Below are 25,524 nucleotides of genomic sequence, written 5' to 3'. Positions count from 1 at the left end.
AGGACTGACCGTCGAGACAGATCGCCGCCCCCGTGACTGTAAAAACAGCAATAGCCCCGCTGTATCGACCCTATCGGCGGAAAAAACCCCACGACCGATGTAACCTCACACCCATTGCCCCTGCCCGCCTCCCGCACAAAAACAACCGGAGCCTGCACTTGACATTCAGCCTGCCGAAAATCCCCACGGCGCCCTTCTGCCCGCCTGAAGTCAGCGGCAGCGTAGCGGTGGACCCCCGCGCACCTTTCTGGAAGCGCGCCTTGCGTTTTGCCGGGCCGGGCCTGCTGATCAGTATTGGTTACATGGACCCCGGCAACTGGGCGACCGCCATCGAAGCCGGGTCGCGCTACGGCTATAACCTGTTATTCGTCGTGTTGCTGGCCAGCCTCGCGGGCATGGCGGTGCAATGCCTGTGCTCGCGACTCGGCATCGCCACCGGCCGCGATCTGGCGCAACTGTGCCGCCAGCGCTACAGCACGCGCTCAGCCAGGGTGCAGTGGCTGCTGGCCGAAGTCTCGATCATTGCCACCGACCTCGCCGAAGTCCTTGGCTGCGCCTTGGCGTTCCACTTGTTGCTGGGCTGCTCGCTGACCTTCGGCATCGCGCTGACGGCCTTCGACACCCTGCTGATCCTGGCCCTTCAAGGCAAAGGCTTCCGTCGGCTGGAAGCCATCATGCTGGTGCTGGTGATGACGATTGGCGTGTGCTTTTTCGTCGAGCTGGTGCTGATCAAACCCTATTGGCCTGACGTCTTCGACGGATTCAAACCGTCCCTTTCGGCGATCAGCGAAGCGGCGCCGCTGTACCTGGCCATCGGCATCCTCGGCGCCACCGTGATGCCGCACAACCTGTACTTGCACAGCTCCGTGGTGCAAACAAGGCGGGTGGGCAACGACTACGCCAGCAAGCTCGACGCCGTGCGGCTGGCGCGGATCGACACCATCGGCTCACTGGCGCTGGCGCTGATGGTCAACGGCGCGATCCTGATTCTGGCGGCGGCCGCGTTTCACACAACCGGCCACACCGACGTGGTGCAAATCCAGGACGCCTACCGCCTGCTCGACCCACTGGTGGGCGGCGCGATGGCCAGCGTGCTGTTTGGCGTGGCGCTGCTGGCGTCCGGGCAAAGCTCGACGTTCACCGGCACCATCGCCGGTCAAGTCATCATGGAAGGCTACCTCGACCTGCGCATCCCGTGCTGGCAGCGGCGCCTGATTACCCGCGGGCTGGCCTTGATCCCGGCATTTGCGGGCGTTTGGTTGATGGGCGACAACGCCGTCGGCAAGCTGCTGATCCTCAGTCAGGTGGTGCTCAGCCTGCAATTGCCGTTTGCGCTCTACCCCCTGATCCGCATGACCAGCGACGTCAAACTGATGGGCCCCTTCGTCAACCGCCTGCCGACGCGCTTGCTGGCGTGGTTTCTGTTCGCGGTGATCAGCGGGGCCAACATCTGGTTGATTGCGCAACTCAGCGTGGGTGAGTGAGGGCGCGCCCTCACCCGGCCAGCCGCTCATCCAGCCAGCCCGCCACCCGCTCATGAATCCCGGCCACTTCTTCGAGCAAGCCGCTCATGCGCATGAAGTCATGGGTCATCCCCGGTTCTTCCCACCTCACCACCTCATTGCCCGCCTGTTGCAGTTTGGCGGCATAGGCCAGTCCCTCGTCATGCAACGGATCAAACCCGGCCAGGTACACCAACGCAGGGGCCACGCCGCTGACATCCGGGGCCAGTAACGGTGAAACACGCCAATCCTGCACATCCGCCGTGGTTCGGGTGTAGTGCCCGTAGAACCAGTCCATGGTGGCGGTTTCGAGCAGATACCCGTGGGCGAAACGCTGGTGGGATTCACGTTTGCAACTGCCGTCGGTGACCGGGTACAGCAACACCTGCGCGAGCGGCACGATGGCCACCTCCTGCGGGTCACGCACCGCCAGAATCGCGAGCACTGTGCTCAATGTGCCGCCCGCACTGTCACCGGCAAACGCCACGCGGGTGGCGTCCAGCCCATGACGGGCGCCCTCGCGCAGCAACCAGTTCACTGCGTCGCAGGCATCTTGCACCGCCGTGGGGAACACCCACTCCGGGGCCAGCCGGTAATCCACGGCCAGCACGGCGAATTGCCCGGCATGGGCCAACCGGCGACACAGCCCGTCGTGGCTGTCCAGACTGCCAATCACATAACCGCCGCCGTGGAAGTAGACCACCACCGGCAGCGGTTGTGGCGTTAGCTGCGGGGCGCGATACAGGCGCGCTGGCAAGCTGAAACCATCCCGGGCCGGCAGGCGCAGGTCGTAACTGTCGATGCCCGACAACGGCTCGTCCAGCACCCCGGCACTCATTTCAAACTCCAGCCGGGCCTGCGCCGGGCTCAGGTCATGCAGGGCCTGGCTTTTGCCGGTCATGCGACTGAACTCGGCCAGTTCCAAAAAGGCTTCCAGCTCCGGTACTACTGACATACGTGTGTCCTTGCAAATAGCCTTCGGCACGGGTTGCCGAAGGCGGTGATGGTTAGCGCTGAACCTCAACGCACGTGCATAAGGTGCCGTCACACCCGCTCGGCCTGCCCTGCCAGTAATTGCTCCAGTCGGATCAGCAATGGCGCCTGACGCAACACGTCGTAATGGCCGCCCTTGAGCACGCTGTGACTGGCGCCCGGCCCCACTTGCGCCCCATGCACGCGGCGCTCGTCGTCGCGCCCGGCCACCCACCAGTGGTGCGCCTGAACCCGGGTTGCAGGCAGCATCGGCTGCTGCAAAGCCAACTGTTTGAGGCGCGCGCCCACGGCAAAGATGTGACTCAGCTCCGCCGACCCAAGCAGCCCGTGCTCGCCCAACCCGGCACGCGGCTCGGCCATGGCGGCGGCAATCACCTGCTCGGCGCTGCGCCCCTGATCCTCCATCAACCTGCACGCGTCGTGCTCGGACAGCCCCAGCACAAAGCGCAAGAAATCCTGCAAATCTTCACGCCCGTCACTGGCCTCGGCCGTCCCCGCCACGTAGGTGTCCACCAGCCCGGCAAACGCCACCTGCTGGCCTTGCGCCTCCAGCGCCTGGGCCACCAGCAAGGTCAACGCCCCGCCCAATGACCAGCCCAGCAGGTGATACGGGCCGTCAGCCTGTTGCTGGCGGATACGTCCGGCATACGCCTGCGCCATGCTATGCAACGAGGTGTCTTGCCATTCAGGGTCGAGCAACATGCGGCACTGCACACCATAAACGCTGCGGCGCCCGTCCAATTTACGGGCCAGCGGCTCGTAGTCGAACACCGTCCCGAACCCCGCGTGCAAACAGAACAACGGCGGCACGTCACCAACGCGGCTATTGAGCGCCAGCAGCGGGTCGGGGGCCTGCGCGAGCGCCACAGGTTCAAAGCCGCTGAGCTCGGCAATGCACGGTTTCTGCATCAGGTCGCGCAGCTTGAGGCTGAAACCCAACTGCGGCTGATTACGCACCCGTGAAATCACTTTCAGCACCTGCAACGAGTCGCCGCCCAGCTCAAAGAAATTGTCGTCGATCCCCACCTGCTCGAGCCCCAACACCTCTTGCCAGATCAGCGCCAATGCCTGTTCCAGCTCAGTGCGCGGCGCCCGGTACGTGCCTTGGGCAACCTGCGGCTCGGGCAGTGCGCGACGGTCCAGCTTGCCGTTGGCGGACAGCGGGAAACGCGCCATCGGCACGATGTGGCTCGGTACCATGTAATCCGGCAGGTGCGCCTGCAATTGCTCTTTGAGTGTGCGTTCCAGCAGGGTGCCAGACGCGACCACATACCCTGCCAACTGCTTGCCGGTTGGCCCTTCGATCACCTTGACCGCCGCATCCTGCACCCCTTCGCACTGACGCAGACGCGCTTCGATTTCCCCCAGTTCAATGCGGAAGCCGCGGATTTTTACTTGTTGGTCCAGGCGCCCCAGGTAGTCGATCAGGCCGCATTCGCGCTGACGAACCCGGTCCCCGGTGCGGTACATGCGAGCGCCCTTGGCATCGAACGGGTCCGGCACAAAGCGCTCGGCACTCAACCCCGGTTGCCCGTGATAGCCACGGGCCAGGCATTCCCCGCCCAGGTACAACTCGCCACTCACACCGGCGGGCAACGGGTTCATGTCCGCGTCCAGCACATACAAACCGCGCCCGGCGACACCCCGTCCAATCGGCGCATAGGCCGCTTCACAGCAGTCCGTCACCTCGGCCCGCCACAACAGCGGCGTGACCACGGTTTCGGTCGGCCCGTAGCCGTTGACCAGTCGTTGCGGGCGCAGGGCTCGCTTGACCAGCTCAAAGCTGGCATCCGGCACCGCGTCGCCACCAAAACAATAGGTGTGCACGGGCGGTGGATTGCCTTGGGCCAGCGCGACTTCTGCCAGCTGTTGCAGGTAAGCGGGCGGGAAGCACGCCACCGTCACGTGTTGTTGGTGCAGCACGTGTAAAGTCTGCTCCGGGGTCCACAGCTGATCGTCGCGGATCACCAGGCTGCCACCGGCCAGCAAGACGCTGAGCCAGCGCTCCTGCGCACCGTCAAACGCGAAGGACATAAAGTGCAGCTCGCGGCTGTCCGGGTTGAGCGCGTACAGGTCGATGATGCCCTGACAGTGCCGCGCAATCGGCTGGCGGGCCACGGCCACGCCTTTGGGCTGGCCGGTCGAACCCGAGGTGTAAATCAGGTATGCCAGATGCCCGCCCAGCGACTCAACCGCCCGTGGCAACGCCACCTGATCGCTCAATTGGTCGAGCAACAGACGCGGGGTGGCGGCATCGAAGGTCACCCGCTGGTCCACATCGCTGTTGCACAGCAACAGGCTGGCCGCTGAATCGGCCAGCATGAAGGTCAGTCGCTCAGCCGGGTAGTCGAGGTCCAGCGGCACGTACGCGGCGCCTGCCTTGAGCACGGCCAGGAACGCCACAATCGTCTGCTCCGAACGCGGCAACGCCACCGCCACCCGGCTCTCGGGGCCAATGCCGCGCCCTTGCAAGTGAGCCGCCAGCACGTCGGTCTGCCGGTCCAGCGCGGCATACGTCAGTTCACGGCCGTCGCAGATCAAGGCCACGGCATCGGGCTGGCGCCGCACCTGCGCCATGAAGCCATGCACCAAGTCCGTCGCAGGGGCCTGCACCAGTGCCTGCTCAATGCGCGACTGTGGCAAGCCAATGTCGCCAATCCGGCACTGGGCATCCTGCGGCAACTGCGCCAGCAACCCTTCCAACTGGGCGCGAATGGCCTCGACCTGCGGCGCCGTGAAACGTTCGCGCAAGTACAGGTATTCCACCTCCAGCCCTTGGTCGGTGGCACTGACCATCAAATCCATCGGGAAGTTGGTGACCCCGCCGCTGCCGACTTCGGCAAACCTCAATTCGCCGTCCTGCTCGCCGCGCAGGGCGCGGTCCACCGGGTGGTTTTCAAACACGATGATGCTGTCGAACAGCCCTTGGCCGCCCTGCCCGGCCCAGCGCTGAATATCGGCCAGCGGCGTGTGCTCGACCTCACGGATCGACAGATTGTCGTCCTGTAACTCGCGCAGCCAGTCGCCCAGCGTCTGTTGCGGATCGAGGGTCTGGATCACCGGCAAGGTGTTGATGAACAGGCCCAGCATGTCCTGCGCGCCTGGCAGTTGGGTCGGGCGCCCCGCCACGGTGGCGCCGAAAGCCACGCTGCGCTGCCCGGTATGACGCTGCAACAGCAGCAGCCAGGCCGCTTGCACCAGCGTGTTCAACGTCACCCGTTGTTGAGTGGCAAACGTGTACAAACGGCGGGTCGCCTCGCTGTCCAGATAGCTGTAAAGCACGCCGTGGCCGCTGCCGCCGGTGTTGGCCGCATTGGCCAGCATCGTCGGCGCTTGCAGCGTCTCCAGGCGTGCGCGCCAGAACCCTTCGGCCAGCGTCACGTCCTGCTGCGCCAGCCAGTGGATGTAATCGGCATAGCGCCCGGTCAGCGCTGGCAAGGTCTGGTGCGCGTACAGGCGCAGCATCTCGCCGAGCAGACGTGACGCGCTCCAGCCGTCCAGCAGCAAGTGATGGTAGGTCCAGATCATCTGGTGCCGGTTATCGCCCAGACGCACCAAGGTGAAACGCATCAAGGGCGGGCAACTGAGGTCGAAGCCACGCGCCTGATCGTCCGCCGCCAAGGCCAACAACGCCGCCTGCGGGTCGGCGTGTTCACGCCAGTCCAGTTCCACAATCGGCACGTGCGCCTGCTGATACACCGCTTGCAGCGGGTCCGCCAGACCGTCGCGCCAGAGGAAGGCCGCACGCAGCACTTCATGGCGCTGCAGCAAGGTGTCCCAGGCGGCGCGGAAACGGTCGACCTGCAACCCTTCAACCGCCACGCTGAGCTGGTTGACGTACAGGTTCAGCTCGGGCGACTCAATGCAGTGGAACAGCATGCCCTGTTGCATCGGCGACAGCGGGTACAGGTCGTCCAGCCCCTCGCGCTCCACCTGCACGGTGGTCGGCACTTGGGCAAAAGGCACGGCGTCGGGAGCATGCGCGACACGGGGTGCTGCCGCCACGGCCCGTTGTGCCAGCGCACGAATGGTTTGCGCCTCGAACAGTTGTTTCGGGGTGAACGCCAAGCCCAGCGCCCCTGCACGGCTCACGGCCTGCAACGAGATGATCGAATCGCCGCCCAGCTCGAAGAAGTTTTCAGTCACCCCCACGGCTTCCAGCCCCAGCACGTCTTGCCAGACCGCCGCCAGCAGGGCTTCTGCCGGGGTGCCCGGCAAGACCCGTTCCGCCACCTGGCGGCTGGCCTCGGGCGCCGGCAGCGCCTGACGGTCCAGCTTGCCGTTGGGAGTCAACGGCAACGCGGCCAGGCACATTAAATGCGCCGGCAGCATGTGTGACGGCAGACGGCTGCGCAGGTGCGCTATCAATGCCTCGCGCAGCGCGCTGTCATCGGCCAGTGGGTCGCGGGGCACGATGTAACCCACCAACTGACGGCTGACCGGACCTTCGCGGTCGACCACAAAGGCTTCGCGCACGCCGTCGTGCTCCAGCAGACAGGCTTCGATTTCCCCCAGCTCAATGCGGAACCCACGGATTTTCACCTGCTGGTCGATACGGCCCAGGTACTCGACCACCCCGTCCTCGCGCAGCCGCGCCAGATCGCCACTGCGGTACAGGCGCGCGCCTGCCACGAACGGGTCCGGTACAAACCGTTCCGCCGTCAGGTCGGGCCGCTGATGGTAGCCACGCGCAATGCCCTCGCCGCCCATGTACAGCTCGCCCGCCACGCCCACCGGCAAGGGTTGCAGCTGACTGTCGAGCACGTAAGCGCTGCGCTGCCCCACCGGACGGCCAATGGGCAAAAACGGCGAGTCAAACTGCGTGCCCGGATACGCGCACCAGATCAACGGTGTAATCACGGTTTCAGTCGGGCCGTAGCCGTTGATAATGCGCGGTGGCTGCAACACCCGCTGCACTTCATCGAAGGCGTGTTTGGGCATGCCTTCACCGCCCACGGTGTAAGAACGGATCGGTAAGGCACGCCCGGCTTCACCCAGGTAGTCGGCCATTTGTAGCAAATAGCTGGGGGTGAAACAGGCGATGGTGATGCCATGCCGCTCGATCTCTTCGCAGGTGCGTTGCACGCTCCAAAGCTCGTCGTCACGGGGCATCAGCGCCGAACCGAAGACCAGCGGGGTCAGCCAGCGCTCGTGGGCGCCGTCGAAACTGATGGAGGCAAATTGCAACTCGCGGTCGTGCGGGGTCATGCCGTACAGCGCGCCGATGGACAGGCAATGCATGGCCAGCGGGCCATGGGCGACACTGACGCCTTTCGGACGCCCGGTGGAACCCGAGGTGTAAATCAGGTAAGCGAGGTTCTGCGCGTCGTTCAGGTTGCGCAGGTCGGTGCCCGGCAAATGCGCCACGGCCTCACGGTCCAGTTCCAGCACCGGCACCCCTGCCACCGGTGGCAATGACGGGCGCAGCCACGATTGGGTCAACAGCAGCGCAATGCCGCTGTCCTGCATCAAATACCCCAAACGTTCGGCCGGGTACGCCGGGTCCAGCGGTACGTAAGCGCCCCCAGCCTTGAGGATCGCCAGCAGGCCGATAATCATCTGCGGCGAGCGCTCGACGGCCAGCCCCACGCGCACCTCGGGGCCGATACCCAACTCACGCAAGCGATGAGCCAAGCGGTTGGCACGTTGATTGAGGTCGTGATAGCTGAAGGTGGTGTCGGCAAAGATCAGCGCCACCGCCTCGGGGCGAATCGCCGCCTGCGCTTCGATCAACTGATGCACGCATTGCGTGGTCGCGGGCCCCGGTGCCGGGTTCCAGTCATGCAGCAACTGCTGGCGTTCACCTTCGCTCAACCAGGACAACTCGCCCAGGCGGGCCTGCGGTGCGGCCACCATGGCGTTCAGCAGGCACGCCAAATGCTGGCTCATGCGGGCAATCACCGGGGGCGAGAAGTGGCTGAGCTGGTAACTCCAGGTCAGGCTCAAATGCCCTTCACTCACCGCCGCCAGCGTCAGCGGGTAGTTGGTGCGCTCGTGGTTATCCGGCAGCGAAAAGCGCAAGCCGTCCGGGGCACCCTGTTGCAAGGCCTCGGCAACCGGGAAGTTTTCGAACACCAGCAAGCTGTCGAACAGCGGCTCACCCGCACGCCCGGCCCAACGCTGCACGTCACTCAACGCGGTGAATTCGTGCTCCCGCAGCTCAAGGTTATGTGCCTGCAAGCGGCCCAGCCACTGCGCCACGCTTTCAGCGGCCTGCGGCTGGCTGATCACCGGCAAGGTATTGATGAACAGCCCGAGCTGATGCTCGGCACCCGGCAAGTCCACCGGGCGCCCCGAGACCGTGGCGCCGAACGCGACCGTCTGCTGGCCGCTGTACCGCTGTAACAGCAGCGCCCACGCGCCTTGAAGCAGCGTGTTGAGGGTGATGGCGTGCTGGCGGGCAAATGCGGTAAACGCCGCACTGCTGGCCGCGTCGAAGACCTGACGATGGTCGGCGTACTCATCCGCCTGTGGCGAAGCCGTGTACGCCACGCTCTGGGCCAACAGGGTCGGGTTTTCCAGACCGGCCAGCTGGGTGCGCCAGAACGCCTCATCGGCTGCTGCATCCTGCCTGTGCAGCCAACCGATGTAGTCGGCAAAACGCCCTGAATGGCTCGCCACAGTGTCCCCGGCATAGCGCTGCAACACTTCGCCCAACAACAGCGCGTTGCTCCAGCCATCCAGCAGCAGGTGATGATGGGTGTAAATCAGTTGCTGACGCTGTTCATCCAGCCGCACCAGCGCCAGACGCAGCAAGGGCGGGTGCGCCGGGTCAAACTGCAACCGCTCGCTGCGCGCCAGTAGTTGCAATTGGCCAGCCTGATCGGCGCGCCCGCGCCAGTCCAGCACAGTCAACGGCAACTCCAGTGTGCGCTGCACCACTTGCACCGGTTGCACGGCGCCCGGCGGCCAATGGAAGCCGCTGCGCAGAATCGGGTGTGCGTCCAGAGTCGCCTGCCACGCCTGCGCCAGACGCGTCGCGTCCAGCCCGGTGGCTTCCACGCTGAGCTGGTTGACATACGCGCCCGCCAGCGGCTCGTACACACTGTGGAACAACAGCCCGCGCTGCATCGGCGACAGCGGATACAGATCCTCAATCTGCCGCGACGTCACCGGCACGTCATCAAGTTGCGCCTGGGTCAGGTCGGCCAGCGGGAAATCGGCCGGGGTCACACCGCCGTGGCGCGGGTCGATGCAATGCGCCACCACGGCCTGCAGGTTCGATTCGATGGCCGCTGCCAACGCCTGAATATCGGCCTTGTCGAAGCATGCCTGACTGAAGCTCAGGTCCAGTTTCAGCTCCCCGCCAAACACCTGGCCGTCCACCGACAACCAGTTGGCCAAGGGTGAATCCGGGCTTTGCGCTGCGCCGCTGGCTTGACGCGCGGGCACGAACAGGGCGGCGTCGCTGAAGCTCTGGTCGAACTGCCCCAGGTAGTTGAACGTGACCCGCGCGCTCGGCAATGCCGCCAGGCGAGCTTGCACCTCGACGGGCCCTTGGTAGCGCAGCAGGCCAAACCCCAGCCCTTTGCCGGGAATGTCGCGCAGTTGTTGCTTGATGGCTTTGATCGACGTCGCCAGATCGGTGGCCGGGGTCAACTTGACCGGGAACAGGCTGGTGAACCAGCCCACGGTGCGGGTCAGGTCAATGGTGTCAAACAGGTCTTCACGGCCGTGACCTTCCAGTTGAATCAATGCATGGGCGTCGCCGGTCCAATCGCACAGGGCGCGCGCCAGCGCAGTGAGCAACAGGTCATTGACCTGGGTGCGGTACGCCGCCGGGGCCTGTTGCAGCAGTTGGCGCGTACGCTCGCGGTCCAGCCCCAGGCTGACCACCTGGCGGTGACGCACGGCCTGGCTGGCGTTCGGGCGAGCGTTGGGCAGCGCAGCGCTAACGTCTTGCAGGTGCTGTTGCCACCAGTTGCATTCAGCTACCACGGCGTCGCTGTTGGCGTAGGCACCGAGCTGGTTCGCCCAGTCTTGCAAGGCGCTGGTTTTTTCCGGCAACGGCTGGTCGGCATACGCTGCTTGCAAGTCTTCAAGCACAATCCGCCACGACACACCGTCCACCACCAGGTGATGAATCACCAACAGCAAGCGTTGCCCGCCGTCTGCGTGGTCGATCAACACCGCACGCAACAGCGGGCCCTCTTGCAGCGACAGGCTGCGCTGGGCTTCGTCGCACAATCCCTGCAATGCCTCATCGCTCTGCACTTGCGCGGTCCACAGCACGTCGGTGGCCGCCGCGCTGTCGAGCGGTACATACCGCGCCGTCCATTGCCCCTCGACCTGACGAAATTGCAGGCGCAGCGCATCGTGGCGGGCCAACACCCGTTGCAGGGCAGTCTGCAACCGCAGCAGGTCCAGCGGCTCGCGCACCTCCAGCAACACGGCCTGGTTCCAGTGCTGTGGCTGCACGGTCTGGTTGTCGAAGAACCAACGTTGCACCGGGGTCAGGGCTTGTGTGCCGAGCACCGGCCCTTGGGCGATCTGCGGCACTGCCTGCTGACTGGCCACGGCCGCCAACGCCTGCAAGGTCGGCTGTTGAAACAGGTCGCGCGGCTGTAAACGCAGCCCGGCACGCCGGGCCCGGCTCACGACCTGAATCGAGATGATCGAGTCGCCGCCCAGCTCAAAGAAGTTGTCCTGCCGGCCGACCTGTTCGACCCCCAGCACCTGCTGCCAGATCACTGCCAGCTGCCGTTCGTGGTCACTGCGTGGCGCTTCAAACACGCGCTGACTGACGCTCACCCCAGGCGCAGGCAGCAATTTGCGCTCCAGTTTGCCGTTAGGGCTTAACGGCATCCGCTCAATCACCATCAGGTGCGTCGGCACCATGTAATCGGGCAGACTCTGCAACAAGCGCGCTTTCAAGGCGTCGCGCCACGGGCCTTGCGCTTGAACGTCGTGGGCCAATTGCGCGTCGGTCGGCACCAGGTACGCCACCAATTGATTGTCCAGCGCCAGCACCACGGCTTCCTGCACCTGCGGGTGTTCGTGCAGGCGCGCTTCAATTTCCCCCAGCTCAATGCGCAAGCCGCGAATTTTCACCTGATGGTCGATGCGGCCGCAGTACTCAATGGCCCCATCGGCGCGATAGCGGGCCAGGTCGCCGGTGCGGTACAAGCGCTCGCCCGTGCCGAACGGATCGACCACAAAGCGCTCCGCTGTCAGCCCCGGCCGGGCATGGTAGCCCCGGGCCAGACCGCTGCCAGCCAGGTACAACTCGCCGATTGCACCACAGGGCAACACCTGCAATTCGGGGCTCAGGATATACGTGCGCAGGTTGGCAATCGGGCGACCTATGGGCACGCTGTCGCGGCCTTCTTCGACACAGGTCCAGTGGGTGACGTCGATCGCGGCTTCGGTCGGGCCGTACAGGTTGTACAACGCCGCCTTCGGCAAGCTGCGCAGGGTCTGGCGCTGCAATTCGATTGGCAGCGCTTCACCGCTGCACACAATGCGCCGCAACGAGCTGCACTGGCGGGCTTGATCGACACTGATAAACGCTTGCAGCATCGACGGCACAAAGTGCAGCGTGGTGATCGCCTGTTTCACGATCAGCGCCGCCAGCTGTTGCGGGTCGCGGTGGACGCCTGGCGCTGCCACCACCAGCGTGGCGCCGTGCATCAGCGGCCAGAAAAACTCCCACACCGACACGTCGAAGCTGAACGGTGTCTTCTGCAACACCCGGTCGGCCGCGCTCAGGCCATAGGCCTGTTGCATCCATGCCAGACGGTTATAGAGCGCGCCATGGCTGTTGCCCGCGCCTTTGGGGCGCCCGGTGGAGCCGGAGGTGTAAATCACGTACGCCAGGTGCTGGGCACAAGCGAGGTTGGGCAGATTGTCGCTGTCGTACCCGGCCAGCCAGGTGTCGCCCGCTTCCAGGCAGATGACCGGTAACGCGTCAGGCAACGGCAAGTCGGCCTGCACATGGGGCTGGGTCAGCAACAGGCTGATAGCACTGTCTTCAAACAGATAGGCCAGACGCTCAGCCGGGTATTCCGGGTCCAGCGGCACATAGGCGCCCCCGGCCTTGAGAATCGCCAGCAGCCCGATGACCAGTTCCAGCGAGCGTTCGCAGGCCACCCCGACACGCACTTCAGGCCCCACCCCTGCGTCGCGCAGACGCCGGGCCAAACGGTTGGCGCGCTCATTCAACGCGCGGTAGCTCAGGTGCTCATCAGCAAATATCAGCGCACAGGCATCGGGGGTGGCGGCCGCTTGCGCTTCGATGTGCTCCTGCACGCACGCGGGGCCGGGATAGCGGTGTTCGGTGGCATTGAGTTGATAAAGGGTGGATTCAACCTCGGCCGCCGTCAGCATCGGCAATTGGCCAATCGCGCACTCAGGATTGGCTACAATGGCCGCCAGCAGGTTGCGCCAATGGGCCGCCATCTGCTCGATACGCGGTGCGTCAAACAGGTCGGTGGCGTAGGTCAGGCTGGCCATCAGGCGCTCGCCTTCCTCATGGGTGTCCAGTTGCAGATCGAATTGAGTGGTACGGCCTTGCCACTCCACGCTTTCGACCTGCAACCCGGCCAGCATCCCGCTCAGCGCACCGGGTCGGCTTTGCTGGTGGTTGAACATCACTTGAAACAACGGGCTGTGGCTCAGGCTGCGCTCGCCCTGTAGCGCCTGCACCAGACGCTCGAACGGCACCTCCTGATAGGCCTGTGCATCAAGCGAACGATCGCGGGTCTGCTCCAGCAAGCGGGCAAAGGGCATGCGCCCGTCCAGTTCGGCGCGCAGCACCTGGGTGTTGACGAAAAAACCGATCAACCCACGGGTCTCGGCGCGCGTGCGATTGGCCACCGGCACGCCGATGCGCAGGTCCGGCTGGCCGCTGTAGCGATGCAGCAACGCCTGAAAGCTGGCCAGCAACAGCATGAAAGGGGTCACGCCCCGCTGACGGGCCAATGCCATGAGGTTTTTGGCCAGCAGCGGGTCCAGGGTGAAGTCCAGCCGCGCGCCCTGCTGCGTCGGGTGAGCGGGACGCGGGCGATCAGCGGGCAGCTCCAGCACCGGCTGCTCGTCACCCAATTGCGCGCGCCACCAGTCCAGTTGGCGTTCCAGTTCGCCCGCCTCCATCCAGCGCCGCTGCCACCGCGCGTAGTCGGCGTACTGAATCGGCAAGGGTGGCAGGGTCACGGACTGGCCCTGGGCATGGGCGGCGTACAGCTGCGAAAACTCATCGACCAACACGCCCATCGACCAACCATCGGCCACGATGTGGTGCAGGGTCAGCACCAGCACGTGATCGTCGGTGTCGAGCTGCAACAGGCTGACCCTCAGCAAGGGGCCATGTTGCAGGTCGAACGGCCGGGCGATGTCGTCCTCCAGCAGCGTCAGCGCCTGGTCGAGGCGCTGGTGGTGGGGCAGATCGCGCAAGTCGTGGCGCGCAAGCCTCAGCCAAGGGCCGCTGGCCGCGAGCGGTTGCACCGACGCGGCCACCTTGAAGGTCCGTGACGGGGGTTGGCTGTCGTCGCCAGCGGCCTGCGGGTCTGGCTCGACAAAGACACTGCGCAAACTGTGATGGCGCTCCAGCAAGGCGTCGAAGCTGCGTTGCAGAGCCTCGATATTCAGCGCGCCGCGCAGGCGCAAGGCCGCCGGAATATGGTAGGCCGCGCTTTGCGGGTCCAGTTGCCATAAAAACCATTGCCGTTGTTGCGCGTACGACAGTTCGCACGACGCGTCGGCGTTGGCATTGGCGGTGGGCGGAATCGGCAACTGGCCGAAGCTGACGCCCTGCTCCTGCATTTTTTGCAGGAATTCACGGCGCTGGTGCGGCGCCAGGCTGGCAAAACGGTTGGCAATACGCCACGCGGTAGAATTTTCCATCAGTTGATCTCCATCTCGTCGAGCAGCGACTCAAGTGCGCTCAGACGACCATCGTTATCCGCAGGCGTGTGTGCTTGTGCCACGGCGGCATAGGCTTGCAGGTCGGGCGCCTCGAACAGCGCACGCAGCGCCAGCTCGATGCCCAGCTCCAGCTCGACCCGGGCACTGGCCTGGGCCGCCAGCAATGAGTGCCCGCCCAATTCAAAGAAGTTGTCATGTCGACCCACACGCTCCACCTCCAGCACGCTGGCCCAGATCGCCGCAAGCTGCGTTTCCAGCGTCCCGACCGGGGCGCTGTAAGGGCGCTGCCAGCCTTCGGCATCGGCATCCGGCTGCGGCAAGGCCTTGCGGTCCAGCTTGCCGTTGCCGGTCAGGGGCAGCGCATCCAGCAGCCGCCAGTGGCTGGGCACCATGTAGTCCGGCAGGTCGACCTTGAGCGCCGCGCGCAAATGTTCGCGCCAGGCCAGCGGATCGGTCGGGGTGTCGATTGCCACCACGTACGCGCACAGTTGTGAGCCTTGGGCGCTCGCATGCACCGTCAGCACGGCCTCCGCGACCCCCGGTTGCTGCTTGAGGCAGGCCTCGATTTCCCCCAGCTCGATGCGGAAACCGCGAATCTTCACTTGCTGGTCGATGCGGCCCAGGTAGTCGATGTTGCCGTCTGCCCGCTGACGCGCCAGGTCGCCGCTGCGGTAAAGGCGTTCCCCCGGCGCAAACGGGCTGGGCACAAAGCGTTCGGCGCTGAGCCCGGCGCGGCCGTGATAGCCCCGCGCCAGCCCTTGACCGGCGATGTACAGCTCGCCCGCGCACCCCGGCGCCACGGGCTGCAACTGGCTGTCGAGCAAGTACCAGCTCAAGTCACTGAGCGGGCGGCCAATCGGGCTCTGCACGTTGGCCTGCAGATCGGCCGGGCTGAGCGCGCGGAAGGTCACATGCACCGTGGTCTCGGTGATGCCGTACATATTGACCAACGTCGTGGCGCGGTCGCCAAAGCGCTCGTACCACGGCCGCAGACTCGCCACCTCCAGCGCTTCGCCGCCGAAGATCACCCAGCGCAATGCCAGCGCTTGCGGGCTTTGGCACGCCACCGGCATCAATTGCCGGAAAGCGGTCGGGGTCTGGTTGAGCACCGTGACGCCTTCATCACACAGCAGTTGATGGAACGCGTGCGGCTCGCGGCTGATGAAATACGGCACGATCACCAGGCGCCCCCCGCTGCACAGGGCGCCAAACAGCTCCCACACCGAGAAGTCGAACGCGTAGGAATGGAACAGCGTCCACACGTCGTGCTGATCGAAACCGAACGACTGTTGCGTGGCACTCAACAAGCGGGTGACGTTGGCATGGCTGAGCAAGGCGCCCTTTGGCCGCCCGGTGGAGCCCGAGGTGTAAATCACATAGGCCAGGTTGTCCGGTCGGGTCAGGCTCGCCAGGTTCTCGGCACTGAACGTGTCCAGCGTCAGGTGCTCCAGACACAGGCTTTGAACCCCGACGTGGGGCGGCAGACTTTCCAGCAAGTGCTCTTGGGTCAGCAGAAGGCGGATGCCGCTGTCCCCGATCATGTAGCTCAAGCGTTCGGCCGGGTATTGCGGGTCCAGTGGCACATAAGCGCCCCCCGCCTTGAGGATGGCCAGCACGCCCACCACCAGCGGTATCGCACGTTCCGTGGCAATCCCTACCCGTACTTCCGGGCCGACGCCCAGTTCGCGCAGCTTGCGCGCCAGTCGATTGGCGCATGCATTGAGCTCGCCGTAATCCAGCGATTGCTCGCCACAGCGCACTGCCACCGCCTGCGGCTGCGCCGCGGCCTGTGCTTCAAACAGCTGATGCAAGCCAGGTGCTACGGGCTGAACCTCGACCTGCGGGTTCCACTGCCGGATCAGCGCCTGTTGCTCGGCAGGGGCCATCAGCTCAAGCGCCGCAATCCGTTGTTGTGGTTCACGCACCACGGCGCGCAGCAGGTTCAGCCAGTGCTGCGCGAGGCGTTCGACGGTGGCGGCGTCGTACACGTCGCTGGCGTAGGTCAGGCTGGCGTGCAAGTGCTCGCCCTGCTCTTCGGTGTCCAGCGCCAGATCGAACTGCGCCGTGTGCTGTTGCCACGCCATGCGCCGGATGACCAGCCCCGGCAGGCTGCGCTCGACGCTCTCGCCGATCGGCCGCTGGTGGTTGAACAGCACTTGGAACAACGGGCTGTGGCTCAGACTGCGCTCAGGTTGCAGCGCTTCCACCAGTTGCTCGAACGGCAATTCTTGATGAGCCTGCGCCCACAACGCGGTGCTCTTGACCTGTTGCAGCAGGCTGGCAAATGTCTGCTGGCCGTCAATCTCCGCGCGCAGCACGTGGGTGTTGATGAAGAAACCGATCAGGCCTTCCGTTTCGAGGTGGCTACGCCCGGCACTGGGCACACCGACGTTGATCGCCGACTGACCGCTGTAGCGGTGCAGCACGGTTTGGAAACTGGCCAGCAGCACCATGAACAGGGTCACGTGGTGTTGCTGCGCCAACTGCCGCAAACCGGCCGCCAGTTCGGGCTCGACTGACAGTTCCAGGCGCGCCCCGCGTTCGCTGCGTATCGCCGGGCGAGTCAGTTCGCTGGGCAGTTCAAGCGGCGGATGCTGTTGGCCCAAATGGGCCTTCCAGGCACTCAACTGACGCTCGCCCTCACCGGCCTGCAACCTGTCCCGTTGCCAGACCGCAAAATCGGCGTAACTGACAGCCAGGGCCGGCAGCTCGGGCGCCTGCTCCAGCACATGGGCCTGATACAGGGCGCTGAACTCATCGACCATGATTTGCATCGACCAGCCGTCGGCCGCGATGTGGTGCACCGTCAGCACCAACACGTGCTCATCGGCCCCGACGGTGAGCAGCAATACACGCAGTAGCGGGCCGTGACGCAGGTCGAAGGGTTGACGCATCGCCTCGGCGACCCGTGCTTGAATTTCGGCCTGCGTCGGTGCCGCCAGCGTCAGCTCGCGCAGGTCCAACGGCAGGCTGGCGTGCACGACGCCACGCGCCTGTTCGCCGTCCTGAACAAAGGTGGTGCGCAAGGTGGCGTGCCGCGCTTGCAGGTCATTGAAACTGCGCACCAAGGCATCGCGATTGAGCGTGCCCGTGAGCCGCAGCGCAGCCGGGATGGTGTAAGCGGCGCTGTCCGGGTCCAGTTGCCAGAGAATCCACTGCCGCTGCTGTGCGTACGACAGCACTCCCGCCTGCCCTTGCGCCATCGGCTTCAAGGTCGGTGCGCTGAGCGTTGGCGGCTGCGCCTGGCAACGGGCAGCAAACTCGCTGAGCACGCTGGTTTCAAACAGGCTGCTGAGGGGCAGCTCAATCATCAACTGCTGACGCACGCGGGACACCACTTGCGCCACCAGCAGCGAATGGCCGCCCAATTCGAAGAAGTTGTCGTCGCGGCTGACGGCGTCCAGTTTGAGGACTTCCTGCCAGATCGCCGCAATACGCGACTCAATGCCTGCATGGGGCGCCACCAGCTCGCGCTGCCAGTCGGCCGCTTGCGCCTGCGGCAAGGCCTTGCGGTCCACCTTGCCGTTGGCATTGAGCGGCAAGTGGTCCAGAGGCAGCCATTGCAACGGCACCATGTAGTCGGGCAACTGCGCCTTGAGCGCGGTTTTCAGTTGTTCACGCAGCGTTGACCACTGCGGCGCCGACGGTTGCGCCACGATAAATGCCCCCAGCGCCTTGCCGGTCGGGCCGTCCTGCACCACCACGGCCACTTCACGCACATCGCTCACGTCGCGCAAGCGTGATTCAATTTCCCCCAGCTCAATGCGGAACCCGCGCACTTTCACCTGCTGGTCGATCCGGCCCACGTATTCCAGCTGACCGTCAGCGCGGCGGCGCGCCAGATCGCCGGTGCGGTACAAGCGCTCCCCCGCTTGCCGGGCGTAAGGATTGGGCAGGAACACACTGGCGGTGCGCAACGGATCACCAAAATACCCGCGCCCCACGCCGGTGCCGGCCACGTACAGTTCGCCCACCACTCCGGTGGGCACAGGCTGCAAGCCGCCGTCGAGGACGTACAGGCGATTGTTGTCGGTGGCCAGACCAATCGGCAGGTACGCGCTGTCGGCCGACGCTGCGTCGACCCGGAACAGCGCCACGTCGTCCGAGCACTCTGCCGGGCCGTAGGCATTGACCAGACCGATGTCGGGGTATCGCTGCAACCAGCGCCGCGCCAGCTCGGGCGGCATGGCTTCACCGGTCGGCAGCATCCAGCGCAGGCCGGGCAGTTGACCAAGGGGTTCATCCAGCAGGCTCTGGATCAGCGACGGCACGCTCTCTAGCACGCTGATGCCGCGTGCAGCGACGTGGCCCAGCAACGCGGCCGGATCATGGGCGATGGCGCTCGGCACGATGTCCACCTGTGCGCCAAACAACGGCGCCGCGAGGAATTGCCACACTGAAATATCGAAACTCTGGGACGCGGTCTGGGCAATCACAGCGTCACGGCCCAGGTCGAGGTAAGGCCGTTTGCTCAACTGGTTGTTGAGCATCCCGGCCTGCGCGACCATGACCCCTTTTGGCGTCCCGGTGGAGCCCGAGGTGAAGATCACGTAGGCCAAATGGTCAGGCCCGGTGTAGACCCCCGGCCGCGCGCTGGAGAAGTCCTGGGCCTGCACGTCCTCCCACACCACCAGGCGCGGCCGTTGCGCCGGGGCTAATTGCGCCAGCAAGGCACGGGCCTGATCGCCACACGCCGCGCTGGCCACCAGCACGGACACTTGCCCCAGTTGCAGCAAATCGAGCAAACGCCGGGCGGGTAATTGCGGGTCCAGCGGCAAATAGGCTGCACCGGCCTTGAAGCTGCCGAGCATCATGCCCAGCAGCGCCAGGCTGCGCTCGGCCAGCAGCGCCACTGGCTGATCGACCCCCACACCCGCCGCCCTCAAGGCATGGCCGAGGCGGTTGGCGCGGGTTTCCAGCTCGCGATACGTCCAGCGCTGATCGAGGCATGTCGCCACCACCTGCTCCGGGTGCGCGTCGTGCTGCGCTTCAAACAGGCGCACATAACCGTCGGCCAGGGGGTAGTCGCGGTCGGTGTGATTGCCCGCCTGCAACAGGTGCTCGCGCTCGGCGGCGTCAACCACCGGCAACTCCGCGAACGGCCCGTCTGCATGCTCGCCAATGGCCAGCAGCAGGCGTTTGAAATCGGCCAGCAAACGCTCGGCGGTGGCGTCGTCGAAGAAGCGCGTGTCGTAAGACAGGTGCAGGCCGAGCGCGTCGCCGGGGTACACCACCACCGTCATCGGGTAGTTGGTGTGGGTGCGCGCGCTGTCGGATCGGGCGCTGATGTGCTCGGCCCCCGTGACCACGGCGCTTTCCACCGGCGCGTTTTCGTAGACAAACAAGCTGTCGAAAATCGACTGGCCTTTGTCCAGCGCACTGCACGCCTGAATCTTCAACAGCGGCAGGTGCTCGTGCTCACGCAGCGCCAGGTTGTGCTCGAACAGGCGTTGCAGCCACGCCTTGACGCTGACGTCCTGCCCGGCACGCGGCAGTTGCAGGCGCAACGGAATGCTGTTGATGAACAGGCCCACGGTGTCCTGCATCTCGGGGCGATTGACCGGGCGACCGGCCACGGTCACGCCAAACAGCACCTCATCGAGGCCACTGTAACGCTGCAAGACCAACGCCCAGGCCGCTTGGGTCAGGGTGTTGACGGTGAGCTGGAAACGCTGCGCCAACTCGCGCAAGGCGCGGCCCTGACTGACCTGCAGATCAGCATACACATCGCCGATCACCGAGAAGCCGCCCTGACGCCGCAAGGCCCGGTCAAACGGCAACGGGGTGGGTTGCTCAAAGCCCGCCAGCTCCCGGGTCCAGGCGGCTAGCGCCTCGCGCTCGCCCTGTTCTTGCAGCCACTGGATAAAGTCGCGGTAACGGGCCGCGGGCGGCAGGCTGCGTTGACCGCTGTAAAGGGCGAAGAAATCTTGCAGCAACAGCGAACGGCACCAGGCATCGATCAGGATGTGGTGGTTACTGAGGATGAACCAGTAATGCCCGGTGCTGCGGCGAATCAGGCGCAGGCTGAAAGGCGGTGTGTTGAGCAAGTCAAACCCTTCGGCGCGGTCTTGCGCCAGCAACGCTTGCAACGCCGCTTCGTGTTCAGCCTCGGGGCGATCGCTCCAGTCATGCACCTGCACCTTGGGCGCTGCGTCGCGGTGGATGATTTGCAGCATGTTGCCGTCATCGTCGAGGCTGAACGACGCCCGCAATGCATCGTGACGCTGCACCACGGCGTGCCAGGCCGCCGTAAAGCGTGGCAGGTCGATGTCACTGTCGATGATGTAACGGTCTTGCATGAAATAAATGCCCGACCCCGGTTCCAGCAAGGTGTGCACCAGCAACCCCTGCTGCATCGGCGACAGCGGGTAGATGTCTTCAATGGCGCCGGGCGCTACCTTGAGGGTGTCCAGTTGCTGCTGAGTAAGGCGCGCCAACGGGAAGTCCGACGGCGTCATGCCGCCGGTTTCATGGGTCACGCAGTGCTCGATCAGCGCCGACAGTTCGCGCTGGTAGTCGTCCATCAAGGCGTGAATGGTTGCCGGTTCGAACATCTCGGTGCTGAAGGTCCATTGCAGGTTCAGCTCGCCGCCATACACCTGCCCTTCGATGCTCAGCCAGTTGGCCAGCGGCGCCTGTTCATCCTGCGCCTGACCGGCGCTTTCGGCCGCTGGGACGAACAGCGCCTGATCGTCGAACTGGCGATCGAACTGGCCCAGGTAGTTGAAGGTGATACGCGGGGTGGCCAGCGCGGCCAGTTGCGCACCCGCCTCGCTGCCGGCCAGATAGCGCAGCAGTCCATAACCGACGCCTTTGTCCGGGACGCTGCGCAATTGTTCCTTGATGGCCTTGATCGACTCGCCCATGCCCACGGCTGGTGTCAGTTGCACCGGGAACAGGCTGGTGAACCAGCCCACGGTGCGCGACAGGTCGAGACCGTCGAACAGCTCTTCGCGACCGTGGCCTTCAAGCTGAATCAGGCTGCTGGTGTGGCCGCTCCAGCGGCAGATCACCCGCGCCAGCGCCGTGAGCAACAGGTCATTGACCTGCGTGCGGTAGGTCGCGGGCGCCACTTGCAGCAATTGCCGAGTACGCTCGGCGTCCAGGCTGAACGCGCGTGTTTGCCCGTGACGGTTCTGCAACCCGCCCCCGGCACGGTCGCAAGGCAATTCACTGCTGGCCCCGCTCAGGTGAGCGTGCCAGTACGCCAATTCCGGCAAACGCGCCTGCGCGGCGGCCTGCAAGTGCGCGGTCCAGGCCTGATAGGCACTGGTTTTGGCCTGCGGCGCCTGCGTCGGCTGCGCGTAGAACTGTTGCAAATCCTCCAGCAGCACCCGCCACGACACGCCATCCACGGCCAGATGGTGCACCACCAGCAGCACGCGCTGGCTGTGGTCGGCCATGTCGATCAGCACCGCACGCAACAGCGGCCCTGCTTGCAGGTCAAGGCTGCGCTGGGCGAGTTCGCACAGGCGGTTGAGTTCATCTTCCGACGCCGCCTGTTGCTGCCACAACACCGGCTCGGCCGACAGTTCGCCATAGGCCTGCTGCCACTGGCCATCGCGCTGTTCAAAACGCAGGCGCAGGGCATCGTGATGGGTCAGCAGTTGCCGCAACGCCTGCTCCAGCGGCGCGGCCTCGACCGGCTGACGCGGGTGCAACAGCAATGACTGATTCCAGTGATGGCGTGACGGCATCGGCTGCTCGAAGAACCCGTGCTGCACTGGCGCCAAGGCCACCGGGCCGTGGGCAATGCCCTGATCGAGGGCGGTGTGTGTGCTCAGTTCGGCCACCCGCGCCAGGCTGCGGATGGTCTGATGCTGGAACAGGTCACGGGGACTGAAGGCGATGCCTGCCTGACGCGCCCGGCTGACCACTTGAATGGAGATGATCGAGTCGCCGCCCAGCGCGAAGAAATTATCGTCCACGCCGATGTGCGCCACGCCCAGCACCGCCTGCCAGATCTCAGCCAGACGCTGTTCCCGTTCCGTGGCGGGTGCGCTGTAAACCTGCTGTGCTGACGCCGGGTCGGGGCGCGGCAAGGCCTTGCGCTCCAGCTTGCCGTTGGGCGACAGCGGCAGGTGCTCAAGGCTGATCCAGTGGCCAGGCACCATGTACTCCGGCAAGCCGCGCAGCAGGTGGGCCGTCAGCGCAGCCTGCCAGTCGCCAGCGCTGGCCGGGTCTTGCAGGACCACGTAGGCCACCAGTTGCTTGCCGTCGAGCACCAGCACCACGGCTTCACGCACGTCAGCGTGTTCGGCCAGGCGCGCTTCGATTTCCCCCAGTTCAATGCGCAGCCCGCGCAGTTTGACCTGATGGTCGAGACGGCCCAGGTATTCGATCACCCCGTCCACGCGCTGGCGTACCCGGTCGCCGGTGCGGTACAGGCGCTGGCCGTCATGGAACGGGCACGGCACAAAGCGTTCGGCGGTCAGCCCCCGACGTCGATGGTAGTGACGGGCCAGACCGGCGCCTCCCAGATACAGCTCGCCTGCCACACCCACTGCCACCGGCGACAGGTCAGCGTCGAGCACCACGGTGCGCAGGTTGGCAATGGGCAGGCCAATGGGCACGCTGGCTGCGCCTTCATCGACACAGGTCCAGTGCGTGACGTCGATGGCGGCTTCAGTCGGGCCGTACAAGTTGTACAGCTGGGCACCCGGCAGCTTGGCAAACACCTGCTGCTGAGCGTCCACCGGCAAGGCTTCACCGCTGCACACGATGCGCCGCAGGCTGGTGCAGTGCTGCACACCGGTTTCGTGGATAAAGGCCTGCAGCATCGACGGCACGAAATGCAGGGTGCTGACCTGATGCTGGCGGATGGTGTCGATCAGGCGCAGCGGCTCGCGGTGTTCACCGGGCTGCGCCACCACCAGCCGTGCCCCGGCGAGCAGTGGCCAGAAAAACTCCCACACTGACACGTCAAAGCTGAACGGGGTTTTTTGCAGCACCGTGTCGTGCGCATCCAGGCCATACGCCTGCTGCATCCAGCACAACCGGTTGACCAGCGCCGCATGGGTGTTGCCCGCGCCTTTCGGGCGGCCGGTCGAACCCGAGGTGTAAATCACATAGGCCAGTTGCTGTGCGTCATGGCTGAGGTTCAGGTTGCTGTCGTCATAGCCGTGCAGTGCTCGGGCGGGGTCATCGAGGGCGATGATCCGGATGTCGGCCGCGGGCAGACCGGCCACAAGCGCCTGCTGGGTGAGCAACAGGTCGATGCCGCTGTCCTCGATCATGTAGGCCAGGCGCTCTTGCGGGTATTCAGGGTCCAGCGGCACGTAGGCGCCGCCCGCCTTGAGGATGGCCAGCAGGCCGATCACCATCTCCAGCGAACGTTCGAGCGCGATGCCCACCAGCACATCCGGGCCCACGCCCTGTTCGCGCAGGTGCCGTGCCAACTGATTGGCGCGGGCATTGAGCTGCGCATAACTGAGCGCCTGCTCCCCGAACACCAGTGCGCAGGCTTGCGGGGTGCGCGCCACCTGCGCTTGGAGCAAATGATGCACGCTGCGATCGGACGGGTACGCGGCGGCCGTGTGGTTCCATTCGTAAACCTGCGTGTGCAATTCGCTGGCATCGAGCATCGGCAACTCGCCGATCCGGCACTCGGTATTGGCCACCAGCGCCCGCAGCAGGTTGCTCCAGTGGCGCGCCATGCGGGTGATGGTCGCAGCGTCGAACAGATCGTTGGCATAGGTCAGCGCTGCGTTGAGGCGCCCGCCTTTTTCCCAGGTGTCCAGGCTCAGGTCGAACTGAGTGGTGCGCGCTTCCCATTCGATCAGGCCCAGTTCCAGGCCCGAGGCCGTCTTGACCGTTTCAAGGTCCGCCACCTGCGACTGGTGGTTGTACATCACCTGGAACAGCGGGTTATGGCTCAGATTGCGTTCCAGCTTGAACGCCTCGACCAATTGCTCGAACGGCAGCTCCTGATGGGCCTGGGCGCCGAGGGCGGTTTCCTTGACCATACGCAGCAGGTCCGCCACCGGGGTCTGGGCATTCAGTTCGCAGCGCAACACCTGGGTGTTCACGAAAAAGCCGATCAGCCCTTCGACCTCACGCCGGTTGCGGTTGGCGATCGGCACGCCGACACGCACATCGGTCTGGCCGCTGTAGCGGTGCAACAGAATGTTGAACGCCGCCAGCAACAGCATGAACAGCGTGACCGAGTGGCGTTGCGCCAATGTGCGCAACTGCTCCACCAGTGCAGGATCGAGCGCGAATTCATGGCGGGTGCCGCGATAGCTTGGCATCGCCGGGCGCGGGTAATCGGTGGGCAACGCAATGACCGGGTGTTCGTCGCCCAGCCTGTCGCGCCAATACGTCAGCTGCCGCGCCTGCTCGCCAGCCTCCAGCCAGCGGCGCTGCCACAGCGCATAGTCGCGATATTGAATCGGCAGTTCGGGCAGTTGTGGTGACTGACCGCGCTCAAAGGCGTCATAACCGCGCATGAATTCGTCGATCAGCACATTCATCGACCAGCCGTCAGACACGATGTGGTGAAAGGTCAGCAGCAGGACGTGTTCATCGTCAGCCAGTTTCAGCAACATGATGCGCAACAGGGGGCCATTGGCCAGATCGAAGGGCAACAGCGACTGGCGCTGCGCTTGGGCAGCCACCGCCTGATCGCGCGCCACGGCAGGCAGCAGGGTGAAATCCATCGACTCGACCGCCAATGGCTGGCTCAAGGCCACTTGTTCGAGGCTGTCATCGGCGTTCTGCCGAAACACCGTGCGCAGGGTTTCGTGGCGCTGCACCACATGGGCGAACGCCTGCTCCAGCGCCGCGACGTTCAACTCACCCTTGAGGCGCACCGCGCCCGGCAAGTTGTACGCGCCGCTGTGCGGGTCCAGTTGCCACAAAAACCACATGCGCCGCTGTGCGTAGGACAGTGCGTGGCGGTCGTCTTGCGCCACCTCTTTCGGAATCGGGAACTGAGAAAAGTCGATCCCTTCCCCGCGCAATCCGTCGAGGAATAACCGGCGTTTTTCCAGCGGCAATTCGATGAACCGGCGGGCAAGTTTGAGGGACTTCTCAGCATTCATCTGGCTTCTTCCGTACGTATTGGCTATCGAGCATTGGCTCGGCTATCCCTACGGAACGGATGAACGCGGCACAAAATTAACCGGCGCCCGCAGGCCGGGGCTCGCAGGTTTCGGGGTGGCCGTAC

General features: G+C 65.0%; 4 protein-coding genes. 1 reads left to right on the top strand and 3 read right to left on the bottom strand.

The window, feature by feature from the left end; translation table 11 throughout:
• The first annotated feature begins 158 nt into the window (after positions 1–158).
• A complete protein-coding gene (locus V6F78_RS01905; protein WP_047291267.1) occupies positions 159–1,484 on the top strand; it encodes an Nramp family divalent metal transporter in 1,326 nt (441 codons plus the stop codon).
• Positions 1,485–1,494: 10 nt separating this feature from the next.
• On the opposite strand, the gene V6F78_RS01900 is transcribed toward V6F78_RS01905, so the two are convergent.
• The 3 genes from V6F78_RS01900 to V6F78_RS01890 form a co-directional block, all read right to left on the bottom strand.
• Entirely contained in the window at positions 1,495–2,457 is a 963-nt protein-coding gene (locus tag V6F78_RS01900) for an alpha/beta hydrolase (RefSeq protein WP_332726523.1), read from the bottom strand.
• Positions 2,458–2,546: 89 nt separating this feature from the next.
• Positions 2,547–14,336: a non-ribosomal peptide synthase/polyketide synthase gene (locus tag V6F78_RS01895; RefSeq protein WP_332726521.1), complete on the bottom strand. Its 11,790-nt coding sequence runs from the start codon at positions 14,334–14,336 to the stop codon at positions 2,547–2,549.
• Entirely contained in the window at positions 14,336–25,399 is an 11,064-nt protein-coding gene (locus V6F78_RS01890; RefSeq protein WP_332726519.1) for a non-ribosomal peptide synthase/polyketide synthase, read from the bottom strand. The genes V6F78_RS01895 and V6F78_RS01890 overlap by 1 nt, the downstream gene beginning before the upstream one ends.
• Between the last annotated feature and the right edge of the window lie 125 nt (positions 25,400–25,524).

The organism is Pseudomonas sp. ESBL9 (assembly GCF_036668715.1).
Taxonomy (GTDB): Bacteria; Pseudomonadota; Gammaproteobacteria; order Pseudomonadales; family Pseudomonadaceae; genus Aquipseudomonas; species Aquipseudomonas lundensis.
The sequence above is the reverse complement of the archived record's forward strand: the minus strand, read 5'-3'. Positions and strand labels throughout refer to the sequence as shown.